This is a genomic window from Gordonia effusa NBRC 100432, assembly GCF_000241305.1.
Taxonomy (GTDB): Bacteria; Actinomycetota; Actinomycetes; order Mycobacteriales; family Mycobacteriaceae; genus Gordonia; species Gordonia effusa.
Map to the genome: position 1 here is coordinate 39030 of NZ_BAEH01000091.1, position 25859 is coordinate 64888.

The window sequence follows — 25859 nt, forward strand, 5'->3', positions numbered from 1 at the left end:
AGTATCGAGGTATGGCCGTAGATCTTTCCAGCCTTGTTTCCGCCCTGCCGCCGGGGCGGGTCGTCACCGACGCCGACGTGCTCGGTGCCTATCGCTTCGACCGCGCCAACGATCCCGACGCCGGCACTCCCGTCGCGCTGGTGCGGCCGACGAATACCGACGAGGTTCAAGCCGCGGTGCGTTGGTGCGCGCGGCACGCGGTTCCGATGATTGTTCGCGGCGCGGGCACCAGCCTGTCTGGCGGATCGACAGCTGTGGACGGCGCGGTGACAGTTTGCACCGAACAGATGACGACGATCAGCGTCGATACGGCGACTCGCACTGCCGTCGCGCAACCGGGTGCGTTGAATGCCGACGTGAAAGCCGCTGCCGCAGAACATGATCTGTGGTATCCGCCGGATCCTTCGTCGTTCGAGATCTGCTCGATCGGCGGCAACGTGGCAACCAATGCCGGCGGGTTGTGCTGTGTCAAATACGGCGTGACGGTCGAGTATGTACTCGGTCTGGAGGTGGTGCTTGCCGATGGTCGCGTGGTGCGGCTCGGTGGTCGTCAGCTGAAGGATTCGGCCGGGCTCCCGCTCACCAAGCTGTTCGTCGGGAGCGAAGGCGTGCTCGGCATCGTCACTGAAGTGACGTTGCGTCTGTTGCCGCGGCAACAGACGCCGGCGACGGTGGTCGCCAGCTTTCCGTCGGTTGTCGAAGCCACTCGCGCCGTCCTGGATATCACCGCGCAAATACGCCCGGCGATGCTCGAATTCATGGACGCGGTGGCGATTAATGCGGTGGAGGACATGCTGAGGATGGACCTCGACCGGTCGGCAGGCGCGATGCTTGTCGCGCAGTCGGACGCGGCGGGGCCAGCGGTGACACATGAGCTGGCGATCATCGAGGACGCATTCAACAGGCATGGTGCAACCGAGTGCTTTTCGACGACCGACGGGGCCGAAGGTGAGGCGTTCACCGCAGCGCGGCGCGCGGCAATTCCCGCAGTCGAACGACTTGGCCCTCTATTGCTCGAGGATGTCGGGGTGCCGCTGCCGCAGTTGCCTGCTCTGGTCGCCGGGGTGGCGAAGATAGCGGCGCGGAATGACGTGACCATCTCGGTAATCGCACATGCCGGTGACGGAAATACGCATCCGCTGATCGTGCACGATCCGAATGATGTCGATGAAACACGCAGGGCCACCGAGGCATTCGGGCAGATTATGGATCTGGCGATCGAACTCGGCGGAACTATTACCGGTGAACACGGAGTCGGGCGGTTGAAGAAGGGGTGGCTACCGAATCAGGTTGGCCCCGACGTGATGGAGATGACCCGAATGATCAAATATGCCTTGGACCCGCAAGGACTATTGAACCCAGGAGTGGTGTTATGAGCTATACATTCAACGACCCGGCGATCCAGAACTTCCTCGCGGACGGAACTAGGACCGGGCACCTGGCCTACACGGCGTCGGACGGACGTCCGTTGACCGTGCCGATCTGGTTCGTCGTCGATGGCGATCGACTCGCGTTCAACACGGGGGCGACAACGGCCAAAGCCCGTGCCATGCAGCGTGATCCGAGAGTGGCGCTCTGTGTGGACCTGCAAGAGCCGCCGTACGGGTTTGTGACGGTACAGGGCGCGGTGGAACTATCCGACGACCTATCGGAAGTAGCGCGGATAGCCGCCGCGTGCGGCGGCCGGTACATGGGTGCCGACCGTGCCGAGGAGTTCGGGGCCCGCAATGGTGTGCCGGGCGAGCTGGTTGTGTGGATCACGCCGACCAAGGTGATCGCACAGTTGGACGCTACCGCGTGACTAGTTAGCTTATCCCTGGTGTACCGTTTCCGGTATGCTAGGAACTAGCGCGACGAGCAGTGGTGTGCTGTGTCGAATGTCGATGCGGCTTGGGTTGCTGATGATCGCGATGGCGACGCTGACGTCGGTGGCGTCGATTGCCGACGCGGCGCCGCGCGCGGCCGCCGGCACCGTGATCTCGTCGAACGAGATTACGGCGCAACCGAATTCGCGAATCGTGAACGCGCAGCGTGTTATTGCGATGACCTATCTCTCCGAGGGGCCGCATGGGCACCTCGTTCCGGTTCGCGGCTCGGTGTCGATCCCCGCGCGACCTGCGGCTGGATGGCGGCTGGTGGCATTTGGACACGGCACCACCGGCCTCGGAGATAGGTGCACGACCACCGATCGGATGGGCAGCAAGGTCGACGGCAAAGGTGTATTCGACGACTGGTTCGGGCAGTGGCTCGGCAGCGGATATGTCTTCGCGACAACGGAATACGCCGGCATCGGTGGTCCGGGTGTGCACGCCTATTCCGATGGCAAAGTCGCCGGGAAGAACCTCCTCGACGCCGCACGCGCGGCACGGGTAATCGTCCAGAAGTACACCGGCCAGACCCTAGGCAGCGGCGTGGTCACCGTAGGAGGTTCGCAGGGCGGGCAGACCTCGCTCTGGGCCGGCCGACAAGCACATACGTACGCACCCGAACTGAAGAATGTCGGCACGGTCGCGCAGTCGGTGCCGACGGAGATAGCCGCGATGGTTTCGGTCATTCGACCGGGTATCCCGCCGGTACCGGTGCCCGACTATGTCACCTATGTGTCCTACATTCTGGCCGGAGTCAAGGTCGCGCGCCCCGACGTCGATGTGGATTCGTATCTCACTCCGTTGGGTAAACGTGTCGTCGAGAACGCGAAGACGTTGTGCTATCCGAACCAGGGACGTGCGACCAAGGGGCTCGGTGTGGGGCAATTGGTTTCGCGACCGCTGGCGCAGGGTAATCTGATCGAAGCCATTCGGCAGATCACGAGTGTTCCGAATTCGGGTTATCGCGCTCCCATTCTCATCTATCAGGGAATCTACGATCCTGTTGTGCCCGTTCCGTTTACGGACGACTTCGTCGGGTTGTTGCGGCACAACAACAAGGTATCGGTTGATTATCGCAAGGTGCCGACCGCACACGGATTGGAAAGTTCGGTGGAGACCCAGGCGCTGCGATGGGCGAACAGTTTGCGGTGGCCCGCGGGTTAGGCGATTCACCAATCAGTCGATACGCCCGGCTAAGTAACCTTTCGGTTGAAGTTGACACGCCATAATCTCGATCTATGGGCGCTCAAGGATCCTCGAAAGTCATGCGACGCTTGATGATACTGATTGTGGCGGTAGCGATGCCGACTCTGTCGATGACCGCTCCCGCTTCCGGTGCGCCACAGGGATACGCACCACCGCCGGGCTGCGCGTGGCAACTGATGTCGAACAGCTCGGATCTCAACGTCGCGTTCCCCGACGCCAATGCCACCTATTGGATTTTGCCGTACCTGCTCGGCGGTGGTGACTCGATCAGTTTGTCCGGCACCTACCCGACGGCCCGGTACTTTTCGCTGAATACCTACGGAACCGACTTCAATACGGTCGATACATTGCGCGACAACCAAATTCACCCAGTCTCCGGCGGAAATCCCTATGCGTCGACAGCTGCGGCGTCGAGTTTGGGGAATGGGAAGTGGAAAGCGACGGTAGTCAATCGCCCTGCCAACCACGCACGTAATGAGATACGTGGGCTTCCGGCTGCGGGAAAGCAACGGATTCCGTTGGGATTCCTCATTATTCGTGTCTATGTGCCGCACAACCCGACGTCGGCGAATGGCGGTGTGACGCTGCCCGACGTCACCATGCATCTCGGCGGTACCGCTGTGCATCTGCCGCCATGTGCGGTCCCGTTCAATCCGCGTAACTATCGCGGTCCAATAGCCGAGGCGTTGACGTCGGTCTTCGACAAGGCGATCGGGAATGCGGCGGCCAATTCATTTCCGGCGAATTCGCCGGAGGCTACTTTCGTGAACCCGGCGAGCACAGCGGGGCTGTTTCCCAACGGAGACAACAAATATATCGGTGCCGCACTGACCTACCGTCCGGGTCGGGTCGCCGTGGTGCGCGGCAAAGCGCCGACGTATCCGAACACGCGAGCAGGCGCGTCCCCGGCGCAACCCGGCGTCGACTTGCGGTACTGGTCGATGTGCCAGAACGACAAAGTCAGCCCATATCCGGTCGTCGCGTGCGCGGCGGATTTCCAGACCCGACTCGACGCCGACGGCTATTACACGTATGTCGTTGCGGTACAACAGGATATGGCGTCGTCGTCGAATCCGGCGCTGACGGTGATTCCCTGGGGCTCGACGTCGGTGCCGAAGAAGGTGGTCTTCCTCAGATATATGCTGCCGTCGTCGGCGTTCTATCCGCAGACGGTGCAGGCCGAGCAGGCCAATCGCACCGACCCGGCATCGACGATGGGTGCCTACTATCCGCGCGCGACCTATTGCGATGTGACGGTCTTGCGCAACCGCGGCTGGCAGGCGTGTTTCGGGTAGCCAAGCTCAGGCCGGGGTAACCCAGGTGGTGATGTCGCAGTGCACGACCTCGTTGCCGTCGATGTCGCGAACGGCGATATTCACCACGACGTCGGTGCCGGTGGTGATGGCGTCGAAGTCGACGTCTGCGAGTCGGGCCTCGGCAGTGAGTCGGGTGCCGGCCTTGGCGAGATATTGAGCGTTCATCGCCTTGGGCAGCCAGCGGTGCGTCGATGGCGTAGTGGCCTCCATCAACATGCCCATCGCTGCTTCGGCGAGGTTGCAGGCCGCGATCGCGTGGAAGGTTCCGATGTGGTTGTGGACGCCGAACCACTTGGGGGCGGTCACTTTGCAGTAGCCGGGCTCCATGTCGGTGACCACCGGGAGGATGGTGCCGAAGTAGGGGACGCGAGCGACCATGCCGATGGAGAACAGTGCGTTTCCAAAGGCGTTGTTGGGCAGCTTCTTGCGCAGTGCGTAGGTGGCGCTGGTGGTGCGCTTCTCAGACATACCCACTATCTTACCGCACGGTAAGATAGTGGGTAGTCCGACTGTGCGGGGTATCAATAACCGCGGTGCGTGGCGCAGTTCGTGTCGTAATACGACTTCCCATTGATCTGCGACGCCGACGGGGTGTACCGCGCGAAGGAGAACTCGCGCCAACTTTTCTCGCCGTGGCGATGGGCATAGTGCCAATCAGTGCAGGCGCGCAGATTCGTTGGTAGACGGCCGAATTGGCTGGCGGCGTCGGCAGACAAACCGCCGAGGTAGTAGGCGTCGACCTTGCCGGTGGACTCGTATCGATCAATGTTGTAGTGCGCGATGTACCGCTCCGGATTGAATAGTGCGAAGCCGAGCGTCGCGAACATACCGAGCGCGACCAGCGTTCGCGTAAGGCCGGCGGCGCTCATTCGGGCGCCCGCGACCAGGAAGCCGATCATCACCAGACCGACGAGAACTTCGACGAAGATGCCGAAGATGCGGTCTTCGGTCATCCCGTACGCGTTGATGTATCGCGTCATCCGATGGATGGCCGAGAAGCTAACGGCGAGCGTCGCGATGCACAGGCCGCCGAGCAGAACTCGTGCTGATAGGCGCGAGCGCGAATTATCGACGTCGACGAAATGCCATGCGGTGATCGCGACGCCGATTACCAATATGCCTACGACGAGCAACTGCCAAAAGCCTTGGCGCGCATACTCCGAATAGGTGAGATCGGCGGTCTTCTGGACAAAGTCGTCGCCGCCGAACATCGCGGTCGCCTGTACGCCGAGAAAGAGCAGGAACATCGCGAACAGTGCGCCGACGGGTACGGCCCACGCCCAGATCGGTGGCAACTGGCGTTGGGGGCGGGACGGGTAACGAGTGCCCTGTGCGGTGAGAAAAGCGCCGCCGAGGGTGAAGAGCGCGATCACAACTCCGGCGACAAGCGCCGCGGCGAGGTCGGGGCCGACGGGATTGTCGAGGTTGACGTCGAAGAGTGAGCCGAAGGTCGCATCGGCACTCGCGAACAACGCGCCGAAAACGATCAACAGCAGGATCGTCGTGACCGTGACGACCAGGATCAAGGCAGAATGCTGCCGGGCATTGGCGCGAGGTGGCCTGGGCGGTCGGCGAAACAGTGCCATAAATCCCCCGAAGGGTGCGAACGCGGGACTCAGCGCCGCTAGCCACAACCCGCGAAGGCCATGCGCCTCAACGAAGAGCACCGCGCCCGCGGCGATGGCGGCGAGTATGCACAATGCGCAGACCCAGTCGGCGTCGCGGAACGAGGGAACCGTCACCAATCCGACGATGCCCACTGCCATGACCACCCAATACGGCGAGGTTCGCGTGCGAAAGTCGCCGGGCGCGGTCGCAAGTACGGCTGTTAAGGCGGCGATGCCGGTAAGGGTGATGCCGATACCGGTCTCGTCAATGCGCCAACAGAACGCGCCGACGATTCCCATCGCGGCGACTGCCATCAGCGTTGCCCGCGGATAGGTGACGTTGGACTCGCGCGAGGTCCACCAGCGAACTCGCGGCGGCAACGATGGCATGGGGGCGGCGGGGTAGGGCGGGATGGTTCCCGCCTTTAGTGGGGATGTCGTCGTCGGCGGTGATGCCGCCGCGTCCGACTGTGATTGCGATGGCGTTGGTTCGTCAGAGGTGGATCCCGGCGTCGAAGGGCCGGGCTCAGAGTTCTCGGGCATATCGGGATGGACCTTTCTGGATCCGAAAACGGTGAAACCCGTTAACGACGGTCCCGACGATCTAGTTCCCGAAAGTGAATAATAAGAATTCCTTAGTAAATTCGAGCGGATGGCGTCGGCTGAAGTCTGCGGCCTGAGTCGCGCCAAGGGAGTAACGCCCTCGCCGATGTCGAGCGCGCGGAAACCAGTCGTCGCCCGCCCTCAGCGCCGTCGATTTGGCCTGCCCGGCCAAATGGTGCATACTTGTCGGGTTGCCTTGATGGGGTAGTCGCTATTTCGCGGCCTCGATCAGGTAGGCGACTGCCAGCCCGAGACATTCGGATTGTGCGTGAAACGCGCTGAACCAGCTTCAGCGGACCGACACGCCCGACCGCGTGGACCGGAGCCCCGCCGGGATCAACCCGGCAACGTACAACGACAGATGAACAGCGTAGATCTTCGGAAGTTGCCCGAGGTCATGTGCACCCACCCGAGTGTGTTCGGGCCAGGTCACGCGGTGTTTGTCTGTCGAGAGAAAATCTGACGGAAGAGGACACAGCGTGGCGGGACAGAAGATCCGCATCAGGCTCAAGGCCTACGACCACGAAGCGATCGACGCATCTGCGCGCAAAATCGTGGAGACCGTGACCCGTACCGGGGCACGGATCGTTGGCCCGGTGCCGTTGCCCACTGAAAAGAACGTGTATTGCGTCATCCGCTCGCCGCACAAGTACAAGGACAGCCGCGAGCACTTCGAGATGCGCACTCACAAGCGACTCATCGACATTCTCGACCCCACGCCGAAGACGGTTGACGCGCTCATGCGCATCGATCTTCCGGCGAGCGTCGACGTCAACATCCAGTAGGCGAGGGTTGCAGCTATGACACAGAATGCTACGAAGGGCATCTTGGGTACCAAACTTGGTATGACCCAGGTGTTCGACGAGAACAACCGCGTTGTCCCGGTCACCGTTATCAAGGCCGGCCCCAACGTGATCACTCAGATCCGCACTGCCGAGCGCGACGGCTACGCCGCCGTCCAATTGGCTTATGGCGCGATCGATCCCCGCAAGGTGATCAAGCCGGTCGCCGGCCAGTTCGCCAAGGCGGGCGTGACCCCGCGTCGCCACGTCGCGGAAATCCGCGTCAACGACGCCGCTGAGTTCGAGGTCGGCCAGGAGCTGACCGCCGAGATCTTCGCCGACGGCGCGCTCGTCGACGTGACCGGCACCAGCAAGGGCAAGGGCTTCGCCGGCGTTATGAAGCGCCACGGCTTCGCCGGCCTGGGCGCCAGCCACGGCGCGCACCGTGTCCACCGTGCACCGGGTTCGATCGGTGGCTGTGCCACCCCGGGCCGCGTGTTCAAGGGCATGCGCATGGCGGGTCGCATGGGTAACGACAAAGTGACCACGCAGAACCTCACCGTCCACAAGGTGGATGCCGAAGCAGGTCTGCTGTTGATCAAGGGCGCGATCCCCGGCCGCAAGGGCGGCATCGTGGTCGTGCGTGATGCAGTGAAGGGTGGTGCCAAATGAGCACCGAAACCAAAGCCAATCTGACCCTGGACGTCAAGACCGTCGACGGCAAGACCAACGGAACCGTTGAACTGCCGGCCGAGATCTTCGACGCCACGGCCAACATCGCACTGATGCACCAGGTCGTCATCGCCCAGCAGGCGGCGGCACGGCAGGGTACGCACTCGACCAAGACTCGTGGCGAGGTTTCCGGCGGTGGCGCAAAGCCTTACCGCCAGAAGGGAACCGGTCGTGCGCGTCAGGGTTCGACCCGCGCTCCGCAGTTCGCCGGTGGTGGCGTTGTACACGGCCCGCAGCCGCGTGACTACAGCCAGCGGACCCCGAAGAAGATGAAGGCAGCCGCTCTCCGTGGTGCGCTGAGCGACCGTGCTCGCAACGATCGCATCCACGTCATCGACGAGTTGGTTGCCGGCCAGGTGCCGTCGACCAAGACCGCACGTAAGTTCCTGGAGCTGCTCTCCGAGCGCAAGAAGTTCCTCGTGGTCCTCGGCCGCGAAGACCTGACCGCCTGGAAGAGCGTCGCGAACTTGCCGTTCGTACAGCCGATCGCTCCCGATCAGCTGAACACCTACGACGTCCTCGACTCGGATGAAGTTGTCTTCAGCGTCGAGACGCTGAACGCCTTCGTTGAGGCGAACACTAAATCGAAGGAGGCCTAGGCATGGCTACGCACGCAGACCCGCGTGACATCATCCTGGCGCCGGTGATCTCCGAGAAGTCCTACGGACTGATCGAAGACAACGTCTACACCTTCGTGGTGGCGCCTAATTCGAACAAGACCGAGATCAAGATCGCGATCGAGAAGATCTTCGATGTCACCGTCACCAGTGTGAACACCGCCAACCGGCAGGGTAAGCGCAAGCGCACCCGCACCGGTTACGGCCGACGCAAGTCGACCAAGCGCGCGATGGTGACGCTGGCCGCCGATTCCAAGCCCATCGAGATCTTCGGAGGACCGGTCGGCTGACGCCGATTGGACCTTCAGATAAGGAACAAGACTCATGGCTATTCGTAAGTACAAGCCGACGACCCCGGGTCGTCGTGGCAGTAGCGGCTCGGACTTCGCCGAAGTCACCCGTAACCACCCGGAGAAGTCGCTGGTTCGCCCGCTGCACGGTCGCGGTGGACGAAATGCGCACGGGCGCATCACAACTCGTCACAAGGGTGGCGGCCACAAGCGTGCCTACCGTCTGATCGACTTCCGTCGTAACGACAAGGACGGCATCAACGCCAAGGTCGCGCACATCGAGTACGACCCCAACCGCACCGCACGCATCGCACTGCTGCACTACCTCGACGGCGAGAAGCGCTACATCATCGCGCCGAAGAACCTGAACCAGGGCGACGTCGTGGAGAGCGGTCCGGGCGCCGACATCAAGCCGGGCAACAACCTGCCCCTGCGCAACATCCCGACCGGTACCACCGTGCACGCGGTGGAGCTGCGTCCGGGCGGCGGCGCCAAGATGGCCCGCAGTGCGGGTGCTGGCATCCAGCTGCTCGGTAAGGAAGGCGCCTACGCCACCCTGCGTATGCCCTCCGGTGAAATCCGTCGCGTCGACGTGCGCTGCCGCGCAACCGTCGGCGAGGTGGGCAACGCCGAGCAGAGCAACATCAACTGGGGCAAGGCCGGCCGCATGCGGTGGAAGGGCAAGCGCCCGACCGTCCGTGGTGTCGTGATGAACCCGGTCGACCACCCGCACGGTGGTGGTGAGGGTAAGACCTCCGGTGGTCGCCACCCGGTCAGCCCGTGGGGTCAGCCAGAAGGCCGTACCCGTAAGAACAAGGCGAGCGACAAGCTCATCGTCCGGCGCCGTCGCACCGGCAAGAACAAGCGATAACAAGGAGGGAGTTAGAGAATGCCACGCAGCCTCAAGAAAGGCCCGTTCGTCGACGACCACCTCCTTGCGAAGGTGGACACGCAGAACGAAAAGGGCACCAAGCAGGTCATCAAGACCTGGTCACGCCGTTCGACCATCATCCCCGACTTCATCGGACACACCTTTGCGGTGCACGACGGCCGCAAGCACGTCCCGGTGTTCATCTCGGACAACATGGTCGGCCACAAGCTGGGCGAGTTCGCCCCGACACGTACCTTCAAAGGTCACATCAAGGATGACCGGAAAGCGAAGCGTCGGTAACCATGACTACGCAAACTGAGAATCCGACCGCTAAGGCAACCGCCAAGCACGTCAGCGCGACGCCGATGAAGGTACGTCGTGTGCTCGCGCTCGTACGCGGCAAGAATGTCGACGAGGCACTGGACATCCTGCGGTTCGCTCCGCAGGCCGCCAGCGAGCCGGTCTACAAGGTGCTCGCCAGCGCGATCGCCAACGCCGAGAACAACCTGGGGCTCGATCGTCGCACCCTGGTCGTCTCCGAGACATTCGCCGACGAAGGCCCGACGCTCAAGCGGTTCCAGCCGCGTGCGCAGGGTCGCGCGTTCCGTATCCGTAAGCGCACCAGCCACATCACCGTGATCGTGGAAAGTACGCCGAACTCGAAGGGCGGACAGCGTACATCTTCGGCACGTTCGCGCCAGCCCAAGAAGGGAGCCTAGTAGTGGGCCAGAAAATCAACCCGCACGGCTTCCGTCTGGGCATCACCACCGACTGGAAGTCGCGGTGGTACGCAGACAAGCAGTACGCGGACTACGTAAAAGAGGATGTCGCCATCCGCAAGCTCCTGGCCACCGGCCTCGAGCGTGCCGGCATCGCCAAGGTGGAGATCGAGCGCACGCGTGACCGCGTCCGCGTCGACATCCACACCGCCCGTCCGGGCATCGTCATCGGTCGCCGTGGCGCCGAGGCCGACCGGATCCGTGGCGACCTGGAGAAGCTGACCGGCAAGCAGGTGCAGCTGAACATCCTCGAGGTGAAGAACGCAGAGTCCGAGGCCCAGTTGGTGGCCCAGGGCGTCGCTGAACAGCTGAGCAACCGTGTGGCATTCCGTCGCGCGATGCGTAAGGCGATTCAGTCGGCGATGCGTCAGCCGAATGTGAAGGGCATCCGGGTTCAGTGCTCGGGTCGCCTGGGTGGCGCAGAAATGAGCCGCAGTGAGTTCTACCGCGAAGGACGCGTGCCGCTGCATACGCTGCGCGCCGACATCGACTACGGACTCTACGAAGCCAAGACCACCTTCGGCCGTATCGGTGTGAAGGTCTGGATCTACAAGGGCGACATCGTCGGTGGAAAGCGTGAGCTGACCGCGGCCGCTGCGCCGTCCGACGATCGTCGTTCGCGTCGCCCCAGCCGGCCGCGTCGTAGTGGTGCTTCGGGCACCACCGCGACCAGCACCGAGGCAGGACGTGCCGCTGAGGCACCTGCCGCGGTCGCGGCTGACGCACCGGCCACCGCGCCGGGAGCGGAGCGAGCGGGCGGCACGTCACCGACCGAAGCGAATCAGGAGAGCTAGCCATGTTGATCCCACGTCGGGTTAAACACCGCAAGCAGCATCACCCCAGCCTGAAGGGCCAGGCATCGGGCGGCACCAAGGTGACGTTCGGCGAGTACGGCATCCAGGCGTTGCAGGGTGCGTACATCACCAACCGTCAGATCGAGTCGGCACGTATCGCCATCAACCGGCACATCAAGCGTGGTGGCAAGGTGTGGATCAACATCTTCCCCGACCGCCCGCTGACCAAGAAGCCAGCCGAAACCCGCATGGGTTCCGGTAAAGGTTCGCCCGAGTGGTGGGTCGCCCCGGTCAAGCCGGGTCGCGTGCTGTTCGAGATGAGCTACCCCGATGAGGCAGTCGCTCGCGAGGCCCTGCGCCGCGCGCAGCACAAGCTGCCCATCAAGACCCGCATCGTGACTCGAGAGGAGCAGTTCTGATGGCATTGGGAACCGCCGCTGCCGAGCTCCGCGAGCTCGGTGATACCGATCTCGTCGATCGCCTTAAGGAGTCGAAGGAAGAGCTGTTCAACCTTCGTTTCCAGATGGCTACCGGCCAGCTTGACAACAACCGTCGTCTGCGGACCGTGCGTCGCGAGATCGCCCGGATCTACACCGTCATGCGCGAGCGTGAGCTCGGGTTGGCTGCCGGACCGGAGGCTGACGCATGAGTGAGGACCAGAAGGTGACTGAGAATACGACGACTGAGCGCGCCCGCCGCAAAGAGCGGATCGGGTACGTGGTCAGCGACAAGATGCAGAAGACCATCGTGGTCGAGCTGGAAGATCGTAAGAGCCACCCGCTCTACGGCAAGATCATCCGCACGACCAGCAAGGTCAAGGCACATGACGAGAACGGTGACGCCGGCATCGGCGACCGCGTTCGTCTGATGGAGACCCGTCCGACCAGCGCCACCAAGCGCTGGCGTCTGGTCGAGGTGCTGGAGAAGGCCAAGTAGGTCTGCCCGGCTCGCACGCCTTATAAAGCGGCCCATTCCCGAAAGGGAGTGGGCCGCTTTGGTTTTGGGGCCGATGACGATTCCGGTGATCGCGTCGCGCTTCCGGATCCACAATTGCCCGAAGCGCCCGTCGTGGAAAATCGTCCGAATAGTGTGCCAGCAAGGGCAACTTGCCCTCGCTGGCACACTATTCGGACGATTTTCGCGGGCGGGTAGCCTAAGCGGCTGAAATCTCCAGTCCCACATTCTTTTTCATGCCGCCGCGTAACTTGCTGAAGACGTTGAACGTCTTCCCGATGATGCCGTAGCGACGGCCGATGGCGTCGTAGACCTCGCCGTTGCGAGACTTATCGAGGATGACCGCGGTGGCTTCGACGGCGTCGCCTTTGACATTGCCGCGGGCATCGCAGATCGCGATGGTGACTCGGGGCGTGTTCCGGATGCGTTTGACCTTCCAGGCGGACCCCTCGGTGATAACCAGAAGTTTGTCGCCGCTGGGTGCGGCCCAGATTGGCGTCGGCTTTGGCCGACCGTCTTTGGTGAAGGTGGTCAGCGAGATGTATTTAGCTTTGGCGACATCAGCGAAAGTTGGCATGTATCAACCGTAGTAGCTACCCGACGTCGGCGTTGGTCAGTCGCCGATCCGCAGGCCGTATGCCATCGCGAACTCCAGTGCGTGATGCGGGTCGACGCGCGCGCCGTCGACCTTGGCCTGGCGCCACAACGTCGGGTCGATGCGGGCGCCGTGCAGTGTGGTGTCACGCAGAATGGCGCCGATGGCGCGCGCCGACGAGAGGTCGGCGCCGGACAGATCCGCCCCGGTGAGGTCGGATTCGCCGAGGTTAGCCTCGCGCAGGCGGCAACCGGTTAGGTCAGCGCGCAATAGCCGCAGCCCGGCGAGCGACACGAGCGTCAGGTCGCAGTCGGTGAGTTTCCAACGGAGTGTTCGTGATTCGGAGAACACCGAGCCGACGAGCGAGCAGTCCGACATCGTGAGTCCGGACAGATGAGTCCGACGGAACGTGCAGTTGCGAAAGGCGCTCGATCGGTGCGTCGAATCGGCGAAGTTGGCGCCGGTGAAATCGCATCCGTCGAAGACGACCGAGACGGTCGTGAGGTCGGACAGGTCGGCGTCGAAGAACGCGCAGTCGGTAAAGGTACGTTCGGTCCAGGTCTCGCCGACGAAGCTTTCGTCGGCGAAACTCTGGCCGGTCGCGTCGTCGGTTATGGCTGCAGCCAGTTCAGGACTTCATCGGTCACGGGGCGGGATGCCTCGGCGTACTCCGGATGGTTGGTGAGGAACATCGCCACCAGTGGGCACACGCCGACGATCAGTTTGTTCTCGGCGCGCGTTGCGTCGAGGGCTTCTTTGACGAGAATCGTCGCGAGCCCGCGTCCGCCGAAAGCTTCGGCGACTTCGGTGTGGTAGAAAACTCGTTCGGCGGCGCCGTCGTACTCGCGATCGCGGTAGACGGTAAATCCGGCCAGCTCACCATCGGCGTAAACCTCGTAACGACGGAGTTCGGGGTTTGCGGAGATGGTGACTTGGGCGCCTGCTTTGTCAGTGGTCACCCGGACGAGTGTAGTAGCGGCAAGCCGACGTTGAGCGGCGAGGGATCGCCTCGACGTGTCGGCAAGAAGCTTTGTTCAGCGTCAGGCGTTGACCAGCGGGCGACGCGGATCGAGCAAATCCGACCCCGCCGGGACGTCCGCGGGATCGTTTCCTTCGGTGAGGACGCGGTTGTCGGCATCGACGAAGACGACGTGGGGTGAGTACGCGCGGACTTCGGCCTCGTTCATGATGCCGTACGCGATGATGATCACGAGATCGCCGGGATGGACGAGATGGGCCGCAGCGCCGTTGATGCCGATCACTCCGGATCCACGTTCACCGGCGATGACATAGGTTTCCAGCCGAGCGCCGTTGTCGATGTCGACGATGGTTACCTGTTCGCCTTCGAGCAGGTCTGCCGCGTCGAGTAGATCGGCATCGATTGTCACTGATCCGACGTAGTGCAGGTCTGCCTGTGTCACTACCGCGCGGTGGATTTTCGATGTCATCATGGTTCGAAACATGGGTTTCGCGCCCTTCCGTTTGCCTGCTTCCTCGATGCTACATCGGCAGCGGGGCGGTATTTGTTACGATTTTCGGCCGATCGGCATTCTCAGTCAACCGACCGATGCCGGAATTTAGCGATCGGTCGCGGCCTTCCGGTAGCCGCGCAGCGCCGGATAGGTGGTGAGTGCGAGGATCGCAACCGCCCAGATCGCGACGATGATCAGGTTCTTGGTGATGGGTCCGCCAATGGCGAGTGACCGCATGACCTCGATGGCCGGTGTCATCGGCTGGTATTCGACGATCGGTTGCACCCAGGTCGGATACGACTTCAGCGGAACGAAACCCGAGTTGAAGAACATCATGAAACTCGACAACAGTGAGAGCAGCGGGACCAACGGGGCGCCCGGCTTGGCGCTGACCGCCAAGGCAAGCACCAACATCGAGAACGACGCCCCGTATAGCAATGCCACACCGACGATGCCGATGGCCGGCAGCACTCCCTGGGTGAATCGGAATCCGATGAGATGCCCCGCCGCCAGCAGCACCAGGGTGGTCACCAGGACGCGGAAGAGTTCGGCAACGAGCCTTGACGTGATGTCGGCGCCGCGGTTGATGGGCATGACGTACAGCCGGCCCAACAGCCCGGAGCCGCGTTCCTGATTCAGTCGGACGGCCGCCGCCATCGAGCCGAACATCGCGCCGACGAGGATCACCAGCGGCACCGTGCCGTAGGCACTGTTCTGTCCGGTGGTTTGGGCGATCGAATCGCCGAGCACCACCTTGAACATGATCATCGACACCGCGGGCATCAGCAGGCTCTGCATCATGGTGACCGGGTCGCGGAACCAGACCATCAACTGCCGCCCGACCAACGGCCCGGACTGGGTGAACCAGGCGCGGATACTGCCTTCGCGTGGAGTGTCCGGGCTGGGGAAGCCAGCCGGGTCCAGATACTTCGACGTTGTCATCGGCGCACCTTCCGGTTACCGAGAATCACTACGACGATGGCGAAGAGCCCCAGGCCGATACACCACCAGACCGTCGGCCCGACGTTGTACCAAGTGACATGGCCTTCGTCGAAGGCGCGCATCGCATTGGTGATCTGCGAGACCGGTTGATTGCGCGCGAATGGCTGAATCCAGTCGGGGAATTGGTCTTCGGTGACAAAGCCGGTTGAACACATACCCAGGATGAGCAGTGGCAACGCTAACGCCTGGCTGGTCGCTTCCGGGCTGCCCGACAGCAATCCGATGCCGTCGCAGAGCAGGCTCACGATTACGCCAACGCCGATGGCCACGCCGAATAGGCCGATGATTCCGACGATGCCGCCCTGTGGCCGCCAGCCGATGACCAGGCAAATGATCGACGCGAATAGCACCGACACCGTCAACAGGGCGGTATTCGTGGTCAGTCGCGCGAAGGTAGGGACGGTCGCGTTCATCGGAAGTACGCGGAATCGAGTGTTGATGCCCTTCTGGCCGTCGATCGACGCGCGCATCGCCGCGGCTGACGCCGTGAACGCGATGGACTGCAGCACGATCACCGGCATCAGGTACTGCGCGTAGTCGATGCCGCGGGTTTCCATGATGGAACGCAACGGAAGGTAGAAGCAGACCGCCAGGAATAACGGGGACACGATCGCGAAGATGAACTCGCCGTTCTTGATGATGCTGGTGATCCCACGCCACGACAGCGCGCGCCACTGTTCAAAGGTGCTGATCCGGATGTCGCGCGCGGGTGAGATCAACGGCTGCGAGCCAGTGCTCAACGTCAGCTCCCGTCCCTGGTCGGATCGGTCAGGTGGAGGAAGACTTCGTCGAGGGACGGGCGACGCATGGTGATGTCAGAGAGTTCCAGACGCGCTTCGGTGGTCCGTCGAACGACCTCGACAAGGGTATTGGCGCCATCGGGCGCGGGTACCGAGATGGTGAGGTCTTTCGGCTGCGCCGTCGGGTCACCCACCAGGTCGGATAGCAGCGCTCGCAGTCGGGGAAGGTCGTCGCCATGTTCCGGCGTGACATCGCAGTACGCCGCCCCGGTTCGGGTCTTGAGGTCGTCGGAGGTGCCCTCGGCGATGACACGTCCCTTGTCGATGACGACGATATTGTCCGACAGCATGTCGGCCTCTTCGAGATATTGCGTGGTCAGCAAGGTTGTGACGCCGGTGGCCTTGAGGCTTTGGATCAGCGCCCAGACATCCTGACGGCTGCGCGGATCGAGCCCGGTCGTCGGCTCGTCCAGAAATACGACCTTGGGTGAGGTAACCAGCCCACACGCGATGTCAATCCGGCGACGCATTCCGCCGGAGTACTGGCCGACGCGTTTGCCGCCGGCTTCGGTGAGCGAAAAGTGGTCGAGCAGTTCGTCGGCCCGAGCTTTGGCCTCAGACTTGCGCAAACCGAGTAGACGCCCGAACAGGATGAGGTTTTCCCGGCCGGTCAGCGACTCGTCCAATGCCGCGAATTGACCGGTCAACATGATCGACTTGCGGACGTCGGCCGCCTGTTTGACGATGTCGTGCCCGCCGACGACGGCGTATCCACCGTCGGGCCGCAGGAGGGTGCACAGCATATTCACGGTGGTGGTCTTGCCCGCGCCGTTGGGGCCGAGCAATGCGACGATGCTTCCGGTCGGAACATGGAAACTCACATCTTCGACGGCCACCATGTCTTTGAACCGCTTGTGTAGGTTCACCGCTTCGATGGCGGTGTCGGTCGGGTATTCGGCAGCAGTGTCGGGTAGCCAGGAGGCGGCCAGTGCGCCATCGCGCAGCGATTGATCCGCTGATTCGTATTGTGCCGCAAAGGGTTCGGGGCGGATCGTCGACGTCGGGGGAGGCGCCGAAACTGGAGGCGTCGAAACCGGAGGCGCGAACGACTGCCACGACGCCGCCGATTCCGATTCGGCCAATCGCTGCGTCGCCGAACCGCTCGAACTCTGGCGCGGTGTCGGCTGTGCCGGCGGCACAAACTCGTCTGGTGGAGCAGCGACCCGCGCGCGTCGAGGACGCGGCGCGGGTTCCGGTTCGAGTGGCGCCAGCACCGGCAAGCTGTGGCGCCCGGTATGGGTGGTAAATCGATCTACCGGATCCGGCTGCGAGTCGAAGTGAGGGCGGGTCGGCGTCGGCCGCGGGCTTGGCATTGAGTTGGTCGGAGCCGCCGACGGTCGGGGTGTCGCGGCGGGTGGCAGTGTTGGCCGCGCCGGGGCCGGGGCCGGGGGCGTAGGCCGAGGTATCGGGCCACCGTCGGCGATCCGCTGGTTGGATTCTCGCCACAAGCGAAGTTGTGCGGCGATGGGGTCGTCGAACGCGTCGTCGCCCGGAGTGGATTGGCGCCTGACATGCACGTCCGACACAGTCGCACTCCTTCTCGATCATTTGTTGGTGAGCTACCCGACGCTGCGAATCGCGTGACCGGTGTAGTCAAATGTAAAACCTACGCAGTCCATCGCTTGAATGCGACGCGCAGTTACTTTCTCATCTCGCCGACACGGTGTGAACAGGGGTGGTAACGCTGTGAGTACGGCCTGCGAAATAACTATGCGGCGCTCACCTGAACCGCGTATTTGACGTGGTCAAGACACAATTCGATATGGAGATGATCACGACCTGACCAGCACCCGACCCCACGCTCTCGCAACACGTGGATACTCACCAGGGGTCGAGCGTGGGTCAGGTGATTAGATTTCGATAGACGTCGCCATTTTCGACGCTGTCTCGACGAGTGGGAAGGGATTCAATGACAACGGCAGATCAGTCAGCCGGTCCCATCGACAGCGCCTCGACGGTTCTTCCGCTCACCGCTGCCCAGCGCGGTATGTGGTTCGCTGAAACCCTGTCCGCCGACTACTCGGTCAACATCGCGCAGTACCTCGACATCCGATACGCGCCCGGCGAACTGGATCACGACCTGTTCGCGCGGTGCAATGAGGAAGCGGGCAAAGCTGCCGAATCTCCGTATCTGCGCATCGTCGAGAACGACGGCGTTCCGGGCCAGGTCGTCGACGTCGAATACGACCAGCATGTCGACATCATCGACATGCGGTCCCACGCCGACCCGGTCGCGGCCGCCTTGAAGTGGATGCGCGCGGAATATAAGCGGCCGGTGGATCTTCTCAACGACCAGCTCGTTGTTTGTGCACTCCTCCGCGTCGCCGATGACCGCACCTTCTGGTACACCCGCGGTCACCACATCATCATCGACGGCTTCGCCGCACTCACACTGACCCGAATGACCGCCGACCGCTACAACGCGGCCAAGCGCGGCATCGAATTGGTGGAGAAGCCCGCGGCGAATATGGCCGAGATCGTCGCCGACGAAAAGAAGTACCTGGAGAGCACGCGCCGCGTTTCCGACCGCGAGTACTGGCAGGAACGCGTACGCGGCATGCCCGAGCGGGTCACGCTGTCGAAGGTTGCCGGGATCGCACCTGTTTCGCCCGACAATGTCGTCGCCGGCAGTGTGCTCGACGCCGATCTCCAACGGCGAATCGAGCAGCTTGCCGCAGATGCGCAGTCGTCGCTCGCGGTGATTCTCACCGCCGCTTTCAGTGCGTTTCTCGGTCGGATGGCAGGCACCGACGACGTGGTGCTCAGTTTGCCGGTAACCGGTCGCTCAACGGCGAAGATCAAACGCGCCGGCGGCATGTTGTCCAATCTCCTGCCGGTACGCGTCACCGACTTGGCCGGGCGGACCGGGCGCGACCTCATCTCGGCTACCCAGTTGGAATTGACCGGCGCGTTGCGGCACCAGCGTTATCGCTCCGACGACATTCGGCGCGACGCCGGATTCGACGGTGGCTCTTACGCTTTCGGCCCGTCGATCAACATGGTGTTTTTCGACGAGCCGGTCGCGATCGACGGTGCCGAGGTCGACTATCGCATCCTCGCTTCGGGCATCCTGGAAGACTTGCTGATCAACCTCTACCAGGCGAGCCCCGGAGCGCCGCTGGTCGTGGATTTACATGGAAATCCCAATCTCTACACGCCGGGTGAACTACAAACCCACCACCGGCGTTTCATCGCCTTCGTCGAGCGGTTCGTCGCCGATCCCGACGCCGCGGTGCGCGACATTGACCTGTTCCTCGACGGCGAACGCCACACCGTCGAGAAATTCTCCGTCGGGGAGCCGCCCGCGGTGAGTCGTGTCGCGCCCGCGACGGTGGTCGGCGCGGTTACCGCCGAGGTCGCAGCGCACCCCGATCGGGTCATGGTCACCGAGGCTGGACGCCACTGGACCTTCGGCCAATTCGACCTGCTGGCAAAGGATTTCGCTCAGCGACTCGTGGACGACGGGGTAGCGCCGGGTGACCGTGTCGTCATCGCACTCGACCGAGGGATCGCGCAGATGGTCGCCATCTACGGAACCCTCTACGCCGGTGCGGTTTATGTTCCGCTCGATCCGGCCGCTCCGCAGGTGCGCCAGCGTGCTGTCATAGATACCGTGTCACCGCGCCTGGTCGTCGACGCCGACTATGTCGCGGGGCAGACGTTCGATCCCGCGATGGCCTCGGGTTCCTTTGTGCCGCAGCGAGTTTCCCCGGCGATGCCGGCCTACGTGCTGTTCACGTCGGGTTCTACCGGAACGCCCAAGGGAGTGCAGGTTTCCCACGCGGCACTGACCGCGTTCCTGCGCTGGCATCTGGCGACCTTCCCGATGGAATCATCCGATGTGATGCTGCAAAAGGCGCCGTTCATCTTCGATGCGTCGGTCCCGGAAATATTCGGCGGAGCCATCGCCGGCTGCCGCACGGTGCTGGTGCGTCCCGGGGGGCATGCCGATCCGGCCTATCTCGCCGATTTGATTGCGGCAGAGCACGTTACGTTCGTCCAGTTCGTTCCGTCGTTGCTCGATGCCTTCTTCGATGTCGCCGATGCCGAACAGTTGGCCCGGCTCGATTCGCTGCGCTATCTGATACTCGGCGGAGAGGCGTTCGACGCCAAACTCGCCGCGCGCGCGACTGCGGCGCTTCCCGGCACCGTGGTGGTCAACGCCTATGGGCCGACCGAGGCCACGGTGGACATCACCGCCCATCGAGTCGCAGACCATCACGGCGCGACAGTGCCGATCGGACGGCCGGTCAATAACGCGGTCGCGCGAGTGCTCGACGCCCAACTGATGCCGGTACCGGTCGGCGTCGCTGGCGAATTGTATGTCAGCGGAGTGCAATTGGCCGACGGCTATTACGGTCAATGCGCGCTGACCGCGGAACGATTCGTCGCCGATCCCACCGCTACCGGGCGTCGGCTGTATCGCACTGGGGACCGGGCCAGGTGGAATGCCGACGGAACTCTGGAATACCTTGGGCGCGAAGACTTTCAGGTGAAGATTCGCGGTCAGCGAGTCGAACTGGGCGAGATCGAAGCGGTATTGCGTGCCCACTCGTCGGTGGATTTCGCGGTTGCGGTGGTTCGAACCGACGGTGCAAACCAGGTGCTGGTCGGATATGTCAAAGGCCTGCGCACCGCACCCGAATTGTCCGGTGATGAGCTGCGAAGTTGGAGCGCGCAACATTTGCCCTCGCATATGGTGCCCTCGACGATTGTGGTCCTCGCCGAGATGCCGGTGACACCATCGGGAAAGCTGGACCGCGCGGCGTTGCCGAAGCCGGAGCTGACCGAAGCGGAGTACGAGTTCGTCGCACCTGCGTCCGATATCGAGCTCGCGTTGGCCGCACTGCTCTCCGAGCTCCTTGGCGTCGAGCGCATCGGTATGCGCGACAATCTGTTCGCGCTCGGCGCCGACTCGCTGGTGGCCGCGCGGTTAGCGTCGCGGCTGCGATCGAGTGAGAATATCAATCTACCGTTGACCGCGGTCTTCGCGAGTCGCGATATCGGCGAATTGGCTCGCGCCGCGGCGGCGGCCGGAGCGGCGACCGATCGAATTCCGCTCGGGCCCATGCGCCGTGGTGATTCGATCCCGTTGTCCTACCCGCAGACGCGGCTCTGGTTCATCAATCGGATGGACCCGACGTCATCGACCTACAATATGCCCGGCGCGGTTCGTCTTGGCCCCGACACCGATTCGGCCGCGATGAGTGCGGCGGTCGCTGATCTGTTGGCCCGGCACGAATCATTGCGTACGCGTTTTCCGTCTGTCGGTGGCGAGCCGGTGCAGGAGATTCTCGACGTCGACGAACTTGACGCACAGGCGGCGTTGCGCGTGGTCACCGTCGCCGAGGACGAATTGGCGGCGGCGGTTGACGCCGAGGCGAAATTGGGCTTCGACCTCATCGGGCATACACCGATGCGGAGCACCCTGTTCATCGTGACGAATGACAGTGGGGTGCAGGTGGATTCGGTGCTGATGGTGGTCTTGCATCATATCGCCGGCGACGGTGCCTCATTGCGACCGCTGATCACCGATTTGCTGACGGCCTACGCGGCGCGGCGCAATTCGCTTGCGCCCGACTGGGATCCGCTGCCCATTCAGTATGCCGACTTTGCCATCTGGCAACGGGAGATGCTCGGTGCCGCCGATGATCCAACATCGCGGCTGGGCGCGGAAACCTCCTTCTGGGAACGCGAATTGGCTGGTATGCCAGATGTTCTGGCGTTGCCGACCGATCGACCGCGCCCACGTGTTCCGTCCGGTGTCGGTGCCTACCTCGACACCGAACTGCCGACGGATCTGGTGCCCCAGATCCGTGAATTGGCCGCGCGCCTCGGAGTGACAACCTTTACGGTTTTGCACGCCGCGCTGTCACTCGTACTCAGCCGGCTCGCCGACACTGACGACGTCGCCATCGGGACCGCCGTTGCCGGCCGCGACGAGCCCGAGACGGCGGATCTTGTTGGCATGTTTGTCAATACGGTGATCCTGCGTAGCGGCGTGACACCGTCGGCGACGGTTGCCGAAGTTATTGCCGATGCCCACCGCATCCGCACTCGCGCCCTCGAACACGCGAATGTGCCATTCGAGCAGGTCGTCGATGCCGTTGCTCCCTATCGGTCGCGGTCGCATAGCCCGCTGTTCCAAGTGGCACTGATCCTGCAACGGGACAGTATTTCCGCACTGACCAGCGCCGGGGATGCGATCGCCTGGCTCGACGCTCGCCCCGATGCGGCGAAGATGGATTTGGAGATCGCGGCAACCGAAATAGTCGGTGGCGGCAAAGACGCTCTGGCAGTGCAATTCTGCTATGCGACTGACCTTTTCGACCACGCCAGTATCGCCGAGATCGCCGGCCAACTGACCCGGATGCTCACTGAGATGGTGACCGACCCGGAGCAGATCGCGAGCCGCATCGACATCGTCGACGGCGCGGAGATCGCCCGCCTGACCGCTGCCCCGGAGTCCGTCGCTTCGGCCGAGACGGTGCGCGGACTCATCGCTGTTGGCGAGGCGGCCGCCGATCCGAAGGCGCCGGCGATTATGGGCAATGGATCGATGACTCACGAGCTATTCGCGGCTCGCACGAATCAGCTTGCGCGCGAGCTCATTTCCCGGGGGATCGGCGCCGACGACGTGGTCGCGATCAGCATTCCGCGTTCCCATCACTCGGTTGTCGCGATGGTGGCGGTCGCCAAAGCGGGCGCCGCATTCGTGATGATCGATCCACGCCACCCCGCCGATCGTCGTGCCGAGTTGATCGCCGAAGGCGGTGCGGTGCTCGGCCTTACCGTCACCGAGGTGACCGAACCGGCTCGCGCGCTCACCTGGCTGGTTCTCGATGACGCCAATGACGAACTTCAGCTCGCGGGACATAGTGGCCGAGCTATCGCCGACGATGAACTCGTCCGCCCGCTACATCCGGACGATATGGCCTACATCCTGTTCACCTCGGGTTCGACGGGTAAGCCGAAGGCGGCGGTAGTCAACAACCGCGCGATTAGCCACCTCGCGGCCAACTCGGTGGCGAAGTGGGGCTTGGATACCTCCTCGCGCATGTTGCACGTCGGTGCGCCCAGTTTCGACGGTGCGATGGGCGAACTATGGCCGGCGATGTTCGCGGGCAGTGCCATCGTGGTCGCGGACTTCGACAGCTACGCGGGGGAGAATCTGGAACGGGTCATCGCCACGCACGGGGCCACGCACGCATGTATGACGCCGGCGGTGGTCGCCACCCTCAATCCGTTGAACATCCCGACCTTCTGCGATGTGGCGTGTGGCGGCGAAGCACTGCCACCGGAATTGGTGCATCGATGGGTCGAGCTCGGTGACCGTCGCATCTATAACATCTACGGCCCAACCGAAGTCGCGGTGTGGGCGACCTGTGGTGGCCCGTTCGAGATGACCGACGACGTCACCATCGGTACCGCGGGCCGAGGGGTCGGGGCGCTGGTCCTCGACCGCGGCTTGCGTCCGGTACCGATCGGGGTAACCGGCGAGCTATATCTGACCGGCGATCAGGTGGGACTCGGCTACTTCAGGCGGCACGACCTGACCGCGGGCCGATTCGTCGCCCACCCGTTCGCCGTCGGGCAGCGAATGTATCGCACCGGAGACCGGGTAACCCGACGTGCCGATGGCAGCTTCGACTACCACGGCCGCAACGACTTCCAGTTGAAGATCCGCGGCCAGCGCATCGAGCCGGGTGAACTCGACGGCGCGCTGATGAAACATCCGGATGTCACGAACGCCGTCAGTGTCGGCGTGCCCGGACCCGCCGGGGACAAAGTTCTGGCGTCGTATGTGACGCTGGTGCCCGGCGCGATCGTGAACAGCACCGACCTCATTGAGTACGTCGCCACTCATCTGCCCGAATTCCTGGTGCCGCGCGCCATCAAGATCGTCGACGAATTCGCGCGGACACCGATCGGCAAGATCGACCGAAAACAGCTGCCGTCCATCGACTTCACGTCGACCGACGCCTTCGTCGCGCCGCGTACTCAGCTGGAGACCGTGGTGGCCGACATCTTCGCTCAAGTGCTCGGGGTGGACACGGTCAGCGTCAACGACAGTTTCTTCGACCTCGGCGGTAATTCGCTGTCGGCGACCAAGGTCACCGCCCGCGTCGCCGCCGCGGTTGACCGGGAAGTTCCGGTCGCCGCGTTGTTCGAAACCGAGACTGTTGCGCGAGTCGCCGAGTATGTTTCCGGGCTGATGGCCGGGCACCCGTCGGTGCCGCTTGGGCCGCGACCGCGCGCCGAGGTGGTGCCGTTGGCCGACGTGCAACGCGGTATGTGGTTGCTCAATCGGGCCGATCCCGCATCGCCCGCGTACAACGTCGCGCTGGCATTGCGATTGACCGGTGATCTACGGGTGGACGCGCTAGCCGAAGCGGTGAGTGATCTCGTTCGGCGCCACGAGACGCTGCGCACGAGTTATCCGATGATCAACGGCGAGCCGGTCCAGGTGATCAGTCCCGCCGACGTCGTGCTGGCCGACCTCGATGTCACGCCCAAATCGGTCGACGGTGATGTGAGTGCGGCGATCATGGCAGTCACCGGCCGGGGCTTCGACATCACCGAGGCGGCGCCGGTCCGGCTGGCGTTGCTTGAGGTCGCCGCCGATGACTACGTCCTGGTTTTCGTCGTCCATCACATCAGCGCGGATGGCGCGTCGATGGCCCCGCTGGCCCGCGATCTGATGATCGCCTACGCGGCGCGGTCGGCCGGTCACGCCCCACCGTGGACCCCGCTGCCCGTGCAATACGCCGACTTCACGCTGTGGCAGGCAGAGCGATTGGCCGCGGCCGACCACAATGGCGTCACCGAGGCGCAGCGGCAACTCGAGTACTGGAAACAGCGCCTGGCCGGTGTGCCCGAGACTATTGATCTGCCAACCGACCGACCACGCGGCAAGAACCCGACCTTCCGCGGCGGGCAGATTGACTTCGAGATCCCGTCCGAACTGGTGGTTTCGCTGGAATCGATTGCGCGCGAGCATAATACGACGCTGTTCATGGTCACGCAGGCCGCCTACGCCGTGCTACTCGCGCGATTGGCCGGCCGCACCGATCTGGTCATCGGCACCCCGTTCGCGGGCCGAGGCGAACAAGCGCTCGACGGTATCGTCGGCATGTTCGTCAACAGTCTCGCGCTGCGTACCCGAGTCGACCCGGGCGTGTCGTTCACCGAATTGCTCGCGCAGGTGCGCCGAGACGATCTGGCGGATATGGCCAACACTGATATCGCGTTCGACTCGATTGTGGCCGAGACGGTCAGCGCGACGGCGACCTCACATAACCCACTGTTCCAGGTCATGTTCTGGTTCCAGAACATCGACTTCCCGACTCTGCAACTCGGCGATCTCCAGGTAGCGCCGATCGCGGAGGAACTGGTCGCCGCCAAAGTCGACCTGCAGCTGACGCTGTATCCCAATGACCCCGCTGGTGAGTCCGGCAAGGTCGGGGGTCCGATGAAAGCCCAGCTCATCTACGCCCATGACCTCTTCGATGAAGCAACCGCGGACACGATCGCCGCTCGCTACCTGCGCGTGCTTGAGGCCGTCGCGGCC

The 25859-nt window shown here is 63.3% G+C and carries 25 protein-coding genes; 16 read left to right on the forward strand and 9 right to left on the reverse strand.

Going from position 1 to position 25859, the window contains the following annotated elements:
- Window positions 1-11 precede the first annotated feature (11 nt).
- The 4 genes from GOEFS_RS15540 (at window position 12) to GOEFS_RS15555 (ending at window position 4369) form a co-directional block, all read left to right on the forward strand.
- Window positions 12-1376, forward strand: coding sequence for an FAD-binding oxidoreductase (locus tag GOEFS_RS15540; protein ID WP_007318885.1), 1365 nt, complete (start codon window positions 12-14; stop codon window positions 1374-1376).
- Window positions 1373-1801: a PPOX class F420-dependent oxidoreductase gene (locus tag GOEFS_RS15545; RefSeq protein ID WP_007318886.1), complete on the forward strand. Its 429-nt coding sequence runs from the start codon at window positions 1373-1375 to the stop codon at window positions 1799-1801. The genes GOEFS_RS15540 and GOEFS_RS15545 overlap by 4 nt, the downstream gene beginning before the upstream one ends.
- Window positions 1802-1877: 76 nt before the next feature.
- A complete protein-coding gene (locus GOEFS_RS15550) occupies window positions 1878-3032 on the forward strand; it encodes a lipase family protein (protein WP_050949927.1) in 1155 nt (384 codons plus the stop codon).
- Window positions 3033-3133: 101 nt separating this feature from the next.
- Complete coding sequence (locus GOEFS_RS15555) at window positions 3134-4369, forward strand: hypothetical protein (protein ID WP_007318888.1); 1236 nt, start codon at window positions 3134-3136, stop codon at window positions 4367-4369.
- Between the two features lie 6 nt (window positions 4370-4375).
- Here GOEFS_RS15555 and GOEFS_RS15560 read toward each other — a convergent pair whose 3' ends face one another.
- Complete coding sequence (locus GOEFS_RS15560) at window positions 4376-4858, reverse strand: hotdog fold domain-containing protein (RefSeq protein ID WP_007318889.1); 483 nt, start codon at window positions 4856-4858, stop codon at window positions 4376-4378.
- Window positions 4859-4911: 53 nt separating this feature from the next.
- Complete coding sequence (locus GOEFS_RS15565; protein WP_083837348.1) at window positions 4912-6540, reverse strand: DUF4153 domain-containing protein; 1629 nt, start codon at window positions 6538-6540, stop codon at window positions 4912-4914.
- Window positions 6541-7079: 539 nt separating this feature from the next.
- Here GOEFS_RS15565 and rpsJ point away from each other — a divergent pair.
- The 11 genes from rpsJ to rpsQ are packed head-to-tail and all read left to right on the forward strand — an operon-like array spanning window position 7080 to window position 12401.
- Complete coding sequence (gene rpsJ, locus GOEFS_RS15575) at window positions 7080-7385, forward strand: 30S ribosomal protein S10 (protein ID WP_007318892.1); 306 nt, start codon at window positions 7080-7082, stop codon at window positions 7383-7385.
- A gap of 15 nt (window positions 7386-7400) precedes the next feature.
- Window positions 7401-8054 carry a 50S ribosomal protein L3 gene (gene rplC / locus GOEFS_RS15580; RefSeq protein WP_007318893.1) on the forward strand — a complete coding sequence of 218 codons (654 nt, stop codon included), beginning with the start codon at window positions 7401-7403 and terminating at the stop codon, window positions 8052-8054.
- The gene (gene rplD, locus GOEFS_RS15585; RefSeq protein WP_007318894.1) at window positions 8051-8713 is read left to right on the forward strand and encodes a 50S ribosomal protein L4; all 663 of its coding nucleotides are present in this window, start codon (window positions 8051-8053) and stop codon (window positions 8711-8713) included. Before rplC ends, rplD begins: the two co-directional genes overlap by 4 nt.
- Window positions 8714-8715: 2 nt before the next feature.
- Entirely contained in the window at window positions 8716-9021 is a 306-nt protein-coding gene (rplW, locus tag GOEFS_RS15590) for a 50S ribosomal protein L23 (protein ID WP_007318895.1), read from the forward strand.
- 34 nt (window positions 9022-9055) lie between these two features.
- Window positions 9056-9892, forward strand: coding sequence for a 50S ribosomal protein L2 (gene rplB, locus GOEFS_RS15595; protein WP_007318896.1), 837 nt, complete (start codon window positions 9056-9058; stop codon window positions 9890-9892).
- A gap of 18 nt (window positions 9893-9910) precedes the next feature.
- Window positions 9911-10192: a 30S ribosomal protein S19 gene (gene rpsS / locus GOEFS_RS15600; RefSeq protein WP_007318897.1), complete on the forward strand. Its 282-nt coding sequence runs from the start codon at window positions 9911-9913 to the stop codon at window positions 10190-10192.
- A gap of 2 nt (window positions 10193-10194) precedes the next feature.
- Window positions 10195-10611, forward strand: coding sequence for a 50S ribosomal protein L22 (gene rplV / locus GOEFS_RS15605; protein ID WP_007318898.1), 417 nt, complete (start codon window positions 10195-10197; stop codon window positions 10609-10611).
- Window positions 10612-10613: 2 nt separating this feature from the next.
- Window positions 10614-11465, forward strand: coding sequence for a 30S ribosomal protein S3 (gene rpsC, locus GOEFS_RS15610; RefSeq protein ID WP_007318899.1), 852 nt, complete (start codon window positions 10614-10616; stop codon window positions 11463-11465).
- A gap of 2 nt (window positions 11466-11467) precedes the next feature.
- A complete protein-coding gene (rplP, locus tag GOEFS_RS15615; protein WP_007318900.1) occupies window positions 11468-11884 on the forward strand; it encodes a 50S ribosomal protein L16 in 417 nt (138 codons plus the stop codon).
- On the forward strand, window positions 11884-12114 hold the full coding sequence (rpmC, locus tag GOEFS_RS15620) for a 50S ribosomal protein L29 (protein ID WP_007318901.1): 231 nt from the start codon (window positions 11884-11886) through the stop codon (window positions 12112-12114). Before rplP ends, rpmC begins: the two co-directional genes overlap by 1 nt.
- The gene (gene rpsQ, locus GOEFS_RS15625; RefSeq protein WP_007318902.1) at window positions 12111-12401 is read left to right on the forward strand and encodes a 30S ribosomal protein S17; all 291 of its coding nucleotides are present in this window, start codon (window positions 12111-12113) and stop codon (window positions 12399-12401) included. The genes rpmC and rpsQ overlap by 4 nt, the downstream gene beginning before the upstream one ends.
- A 217-nt stretch (window positions 12402-12618) precedes the next feature.
- Here the strand turns inward: rpsQ and GOEFS_RS15630 are convergent, their stop codons facing one another.
- The 7 genes from GOEFS_RS15630 to GOEFS_RS15660 all read right to left on the reverse strand — a co-directional run bounded on the left by GOEFS_RS15630 (window position 12619) and on the right by GOEFS_RS15660 (window position 17601).
- Window positions 12619-12996, reverse strand: coding sequence for a PPOX class F420-dependent oxidoreductase (locus GOEFS_RS15630; protein WP_007318903.1), 378 nt, complete (start codon window positions 12994-12996; stop codon window positions 12619-12621).
- A 36-nt stretch (window positions 12997-13032) separates the two neighbouring features.
- Entirely contained in the window at window positions 13033-13641 is a 609-nt protein-coding gene (locus tag GOEFS_RS15635) for a pentapeptide repeat-containing protein (RefSeq protein WP_306304950.1), read from the reverse strand.
- Window positions 13626-13973, reverse strand: a complete 348-nt coding sequence (locus GOEFS_RS15640) for a GNAT family N-acetyltransferase (protein ID WP_007318905.1) — start codon at window positions 13971-13973, stop codon at window positions 13626-13628. The genes GOEFS_RS15635 and GOEFS_RS15640 overlap by 16 nt, the downstream gene beginning before the upstream one ends.
- 81 nt (window positions 13974-14054) lie before the next feature.
- A complete protein-coding gene (gene panD / locus GOEFS_RS15645) occupies window positions 14055-14477 on the reverse strand; it encodes an aspartate 1-decarboxylase (RefSeq protein WP_007318906.1) in 423 nt (140 codons plus the stop codon).
- A 114-nt stretch (window positions 14478-14591) separates the two neighbouring features.
- Window positions 14592-15428 carry an ABC transporter permease gene (locus tag GOEFS_RS15650; protein WP_007318907.1) on the reverse strand — a complete coding sequence of 279 codons (837 nt, stop codon included), beginning with the start codon at window positions 15426-15428 and terminating at the stop codon, window positions 14592-14594.
- The gene (locus tag GOEFS_RS15655) at window positions 15425-16228 is read right to left on the reverse strand and encodes an ABC transporter permease (RefSeq protein ID WP_007318908.1); all 804 of its coding nucleotides are present in this window, start codon (window positions 16226-16228) and stop codon (window positions 15425-15427) included. The genes GOEFS_RS15650 and GOEFS_RS15655 overlap by 4 nt, the downstream gene beginning before the upstream one ends.
- Window positions 16229-16230: 2 nt before the next feature.
- A complete protein-coding gene (locus GOEFS_RS15660) occupies window positions 16231-17601 on the reverse strand; it encodes an ATP-binding cassette domain-containing protein (protein ID WP_083837350.1) in 1371 nt (456 codons plus the stop codon).
- Between the two features lie 596 nt (window positions 17602-18197).
- Between GOEFS_RS15660 and GOEFS_RS15670 the strand changes: the two genes are divergently transcribed.
- The coding region (locus GOEFS_RS15670; protein WP_007318910.1) for a non-ribosomal peptide synthetase at window positions 18198-25859 on the forward strand (7662 nt) is incomplete at its 3' end.

What these genes read in the sequence shown, in the direction of transcription:
- GOEFS_RS15540 (WP_007318885.1), top strand. Translation starts at nt 12, where the DNA reads ATGGCCGTAGATCTTTCCAGCCTTGTTTCCGCCCTGCCGCCGGGGCGG.
- GOEFS_RS15545 (WP_007318886.1), top strand. Translation starts at nt 1,373, where the DNA reads ATGAGCTATACATTCAACGACCCGGCGATCCAGAACTTCCTCGCGGAC.
- GOEFS_RS15550 (WP_050949927.1), top strand. Translation starts at nt 1,878, where the DNA reads ATGTCGATGCGGCTTGGGTTGCTGATGATCGCGATGGCGACGCTGACG.
- GOEFS_RS15555 (WP_007318888.1), top strand. Translation starts at nt 3,134, where the DNA reads ATGCGACGCTTGATGATACTGATTGTGGCGGTAGCGATGCCGACTCTG.
- GOEFS_RS15560 (WP_007318889.1), bottom strand. Translation starts at nt 4,858, where the DNA reads ATGTCTGAGAAGCGCACCACCAGCGCCACCTACGCACTGCGCAAGAAG.
- GOEFS_RS15565 (WP_083837348.1), bottom strand. Translation starts at nt 6,540, where the DNA reads ATGCCCGAGAACTCTGAGCCCGGCCCTTCGACGCCGGGATCCACCTCT.
- rplC (WP_007318893.1), top strand. Translation starts at nt 7,401, where the DNA reads ATGACACAGAATGCTACGAAGGGCATCTTGGGTACCAAACTTGGTATG.
- rplD (WP_007318894.1), top strand. Translation starts at nt 8,051, where the DNA reads ATGAGCACCGAAACCAAAGCCAATCTGACCCTGGACGTCAAGACCGTC.
- rplW (WP_007318895.1), top strand. Translation starts at nt 8,716, where the DNA reads ATGGCTACGCACGCAGACCCGCGTGACATCATCCTGGCGCCGGTGATC.
- rplB (WP_007318896.1), top strand. Translation starts at nt 9,056, where the DNA reads ATGGCTATTCGTAAGTACAAGCCGACGACCCCGGGTCGTCGTGGCAGT.
- rpsS (WP_007318897.1), top strand. Translation starts at nt 9,911, where the DNA reads ATGCCACGCAGCCTCAAGAAAGGCCCGTTCGTCGACGACCACCTCCTT.
- rplV (WP_007318898.1), top strand. Translation starts at nt 10,195, where the DNA reads ATGACTACGCAAACTGAGAATCCGACCGCTAAGGCAACCGCCAAGCAC.
- rplP (WP_007318900.1), top strand. Translation starts at nt 11,468, where the DNA reads ATGTTGATCCCACGTCGGGTTAAACACCGCAAGCAGCATCACCCCAGC.
- rpmC (WP_007318901.1), top strand. Translation starts at nt 11,884, where the DNA reads ATGGCATTGGGAACCGCCGCTGCCGAGCTCCGCGAGCTCGGTGATACC.
- rpsQ (WP_007318902.1), top strand. Translation starts at nt 12,111, where the DNA reads ATGAGTGAGGACCAGAAGGTGACTGAGAATACGACGACTGAGCGCGCC.
- GOEFS_RS15630 (WP_007318903.1), bottom strand. Translation starts at nt 12,996, where the DNA reads ATGCCAACTTTCGCTGATGTCGCCAAAGCTAAATACATCTCGCTGACC.
- panD (WP_007318906.1), bottom strand. Translation starts at nt 14,477, where the DNA reads ATGTTTCGAACCATGATGACATCGAAAATCCACCGCGCGGTAGTGACA.
- GOEFS_RS15650 (WP_007318907.1), bottom strand. Translation starts at nt 15,428, where the DNA reads ATGACAACGTCGAAGTATCTGGACCCGGCTGGCTTCCCCAGCCCGGAC.
- GOEFS_RS15660 (WP_083837350.1), bottom strand. Translation starts at nt 17,601, where the DNA reads ATGCCAAGCCCGCGGCCGACGCCGACCCGCCCTCACTTCGACTCGCAG.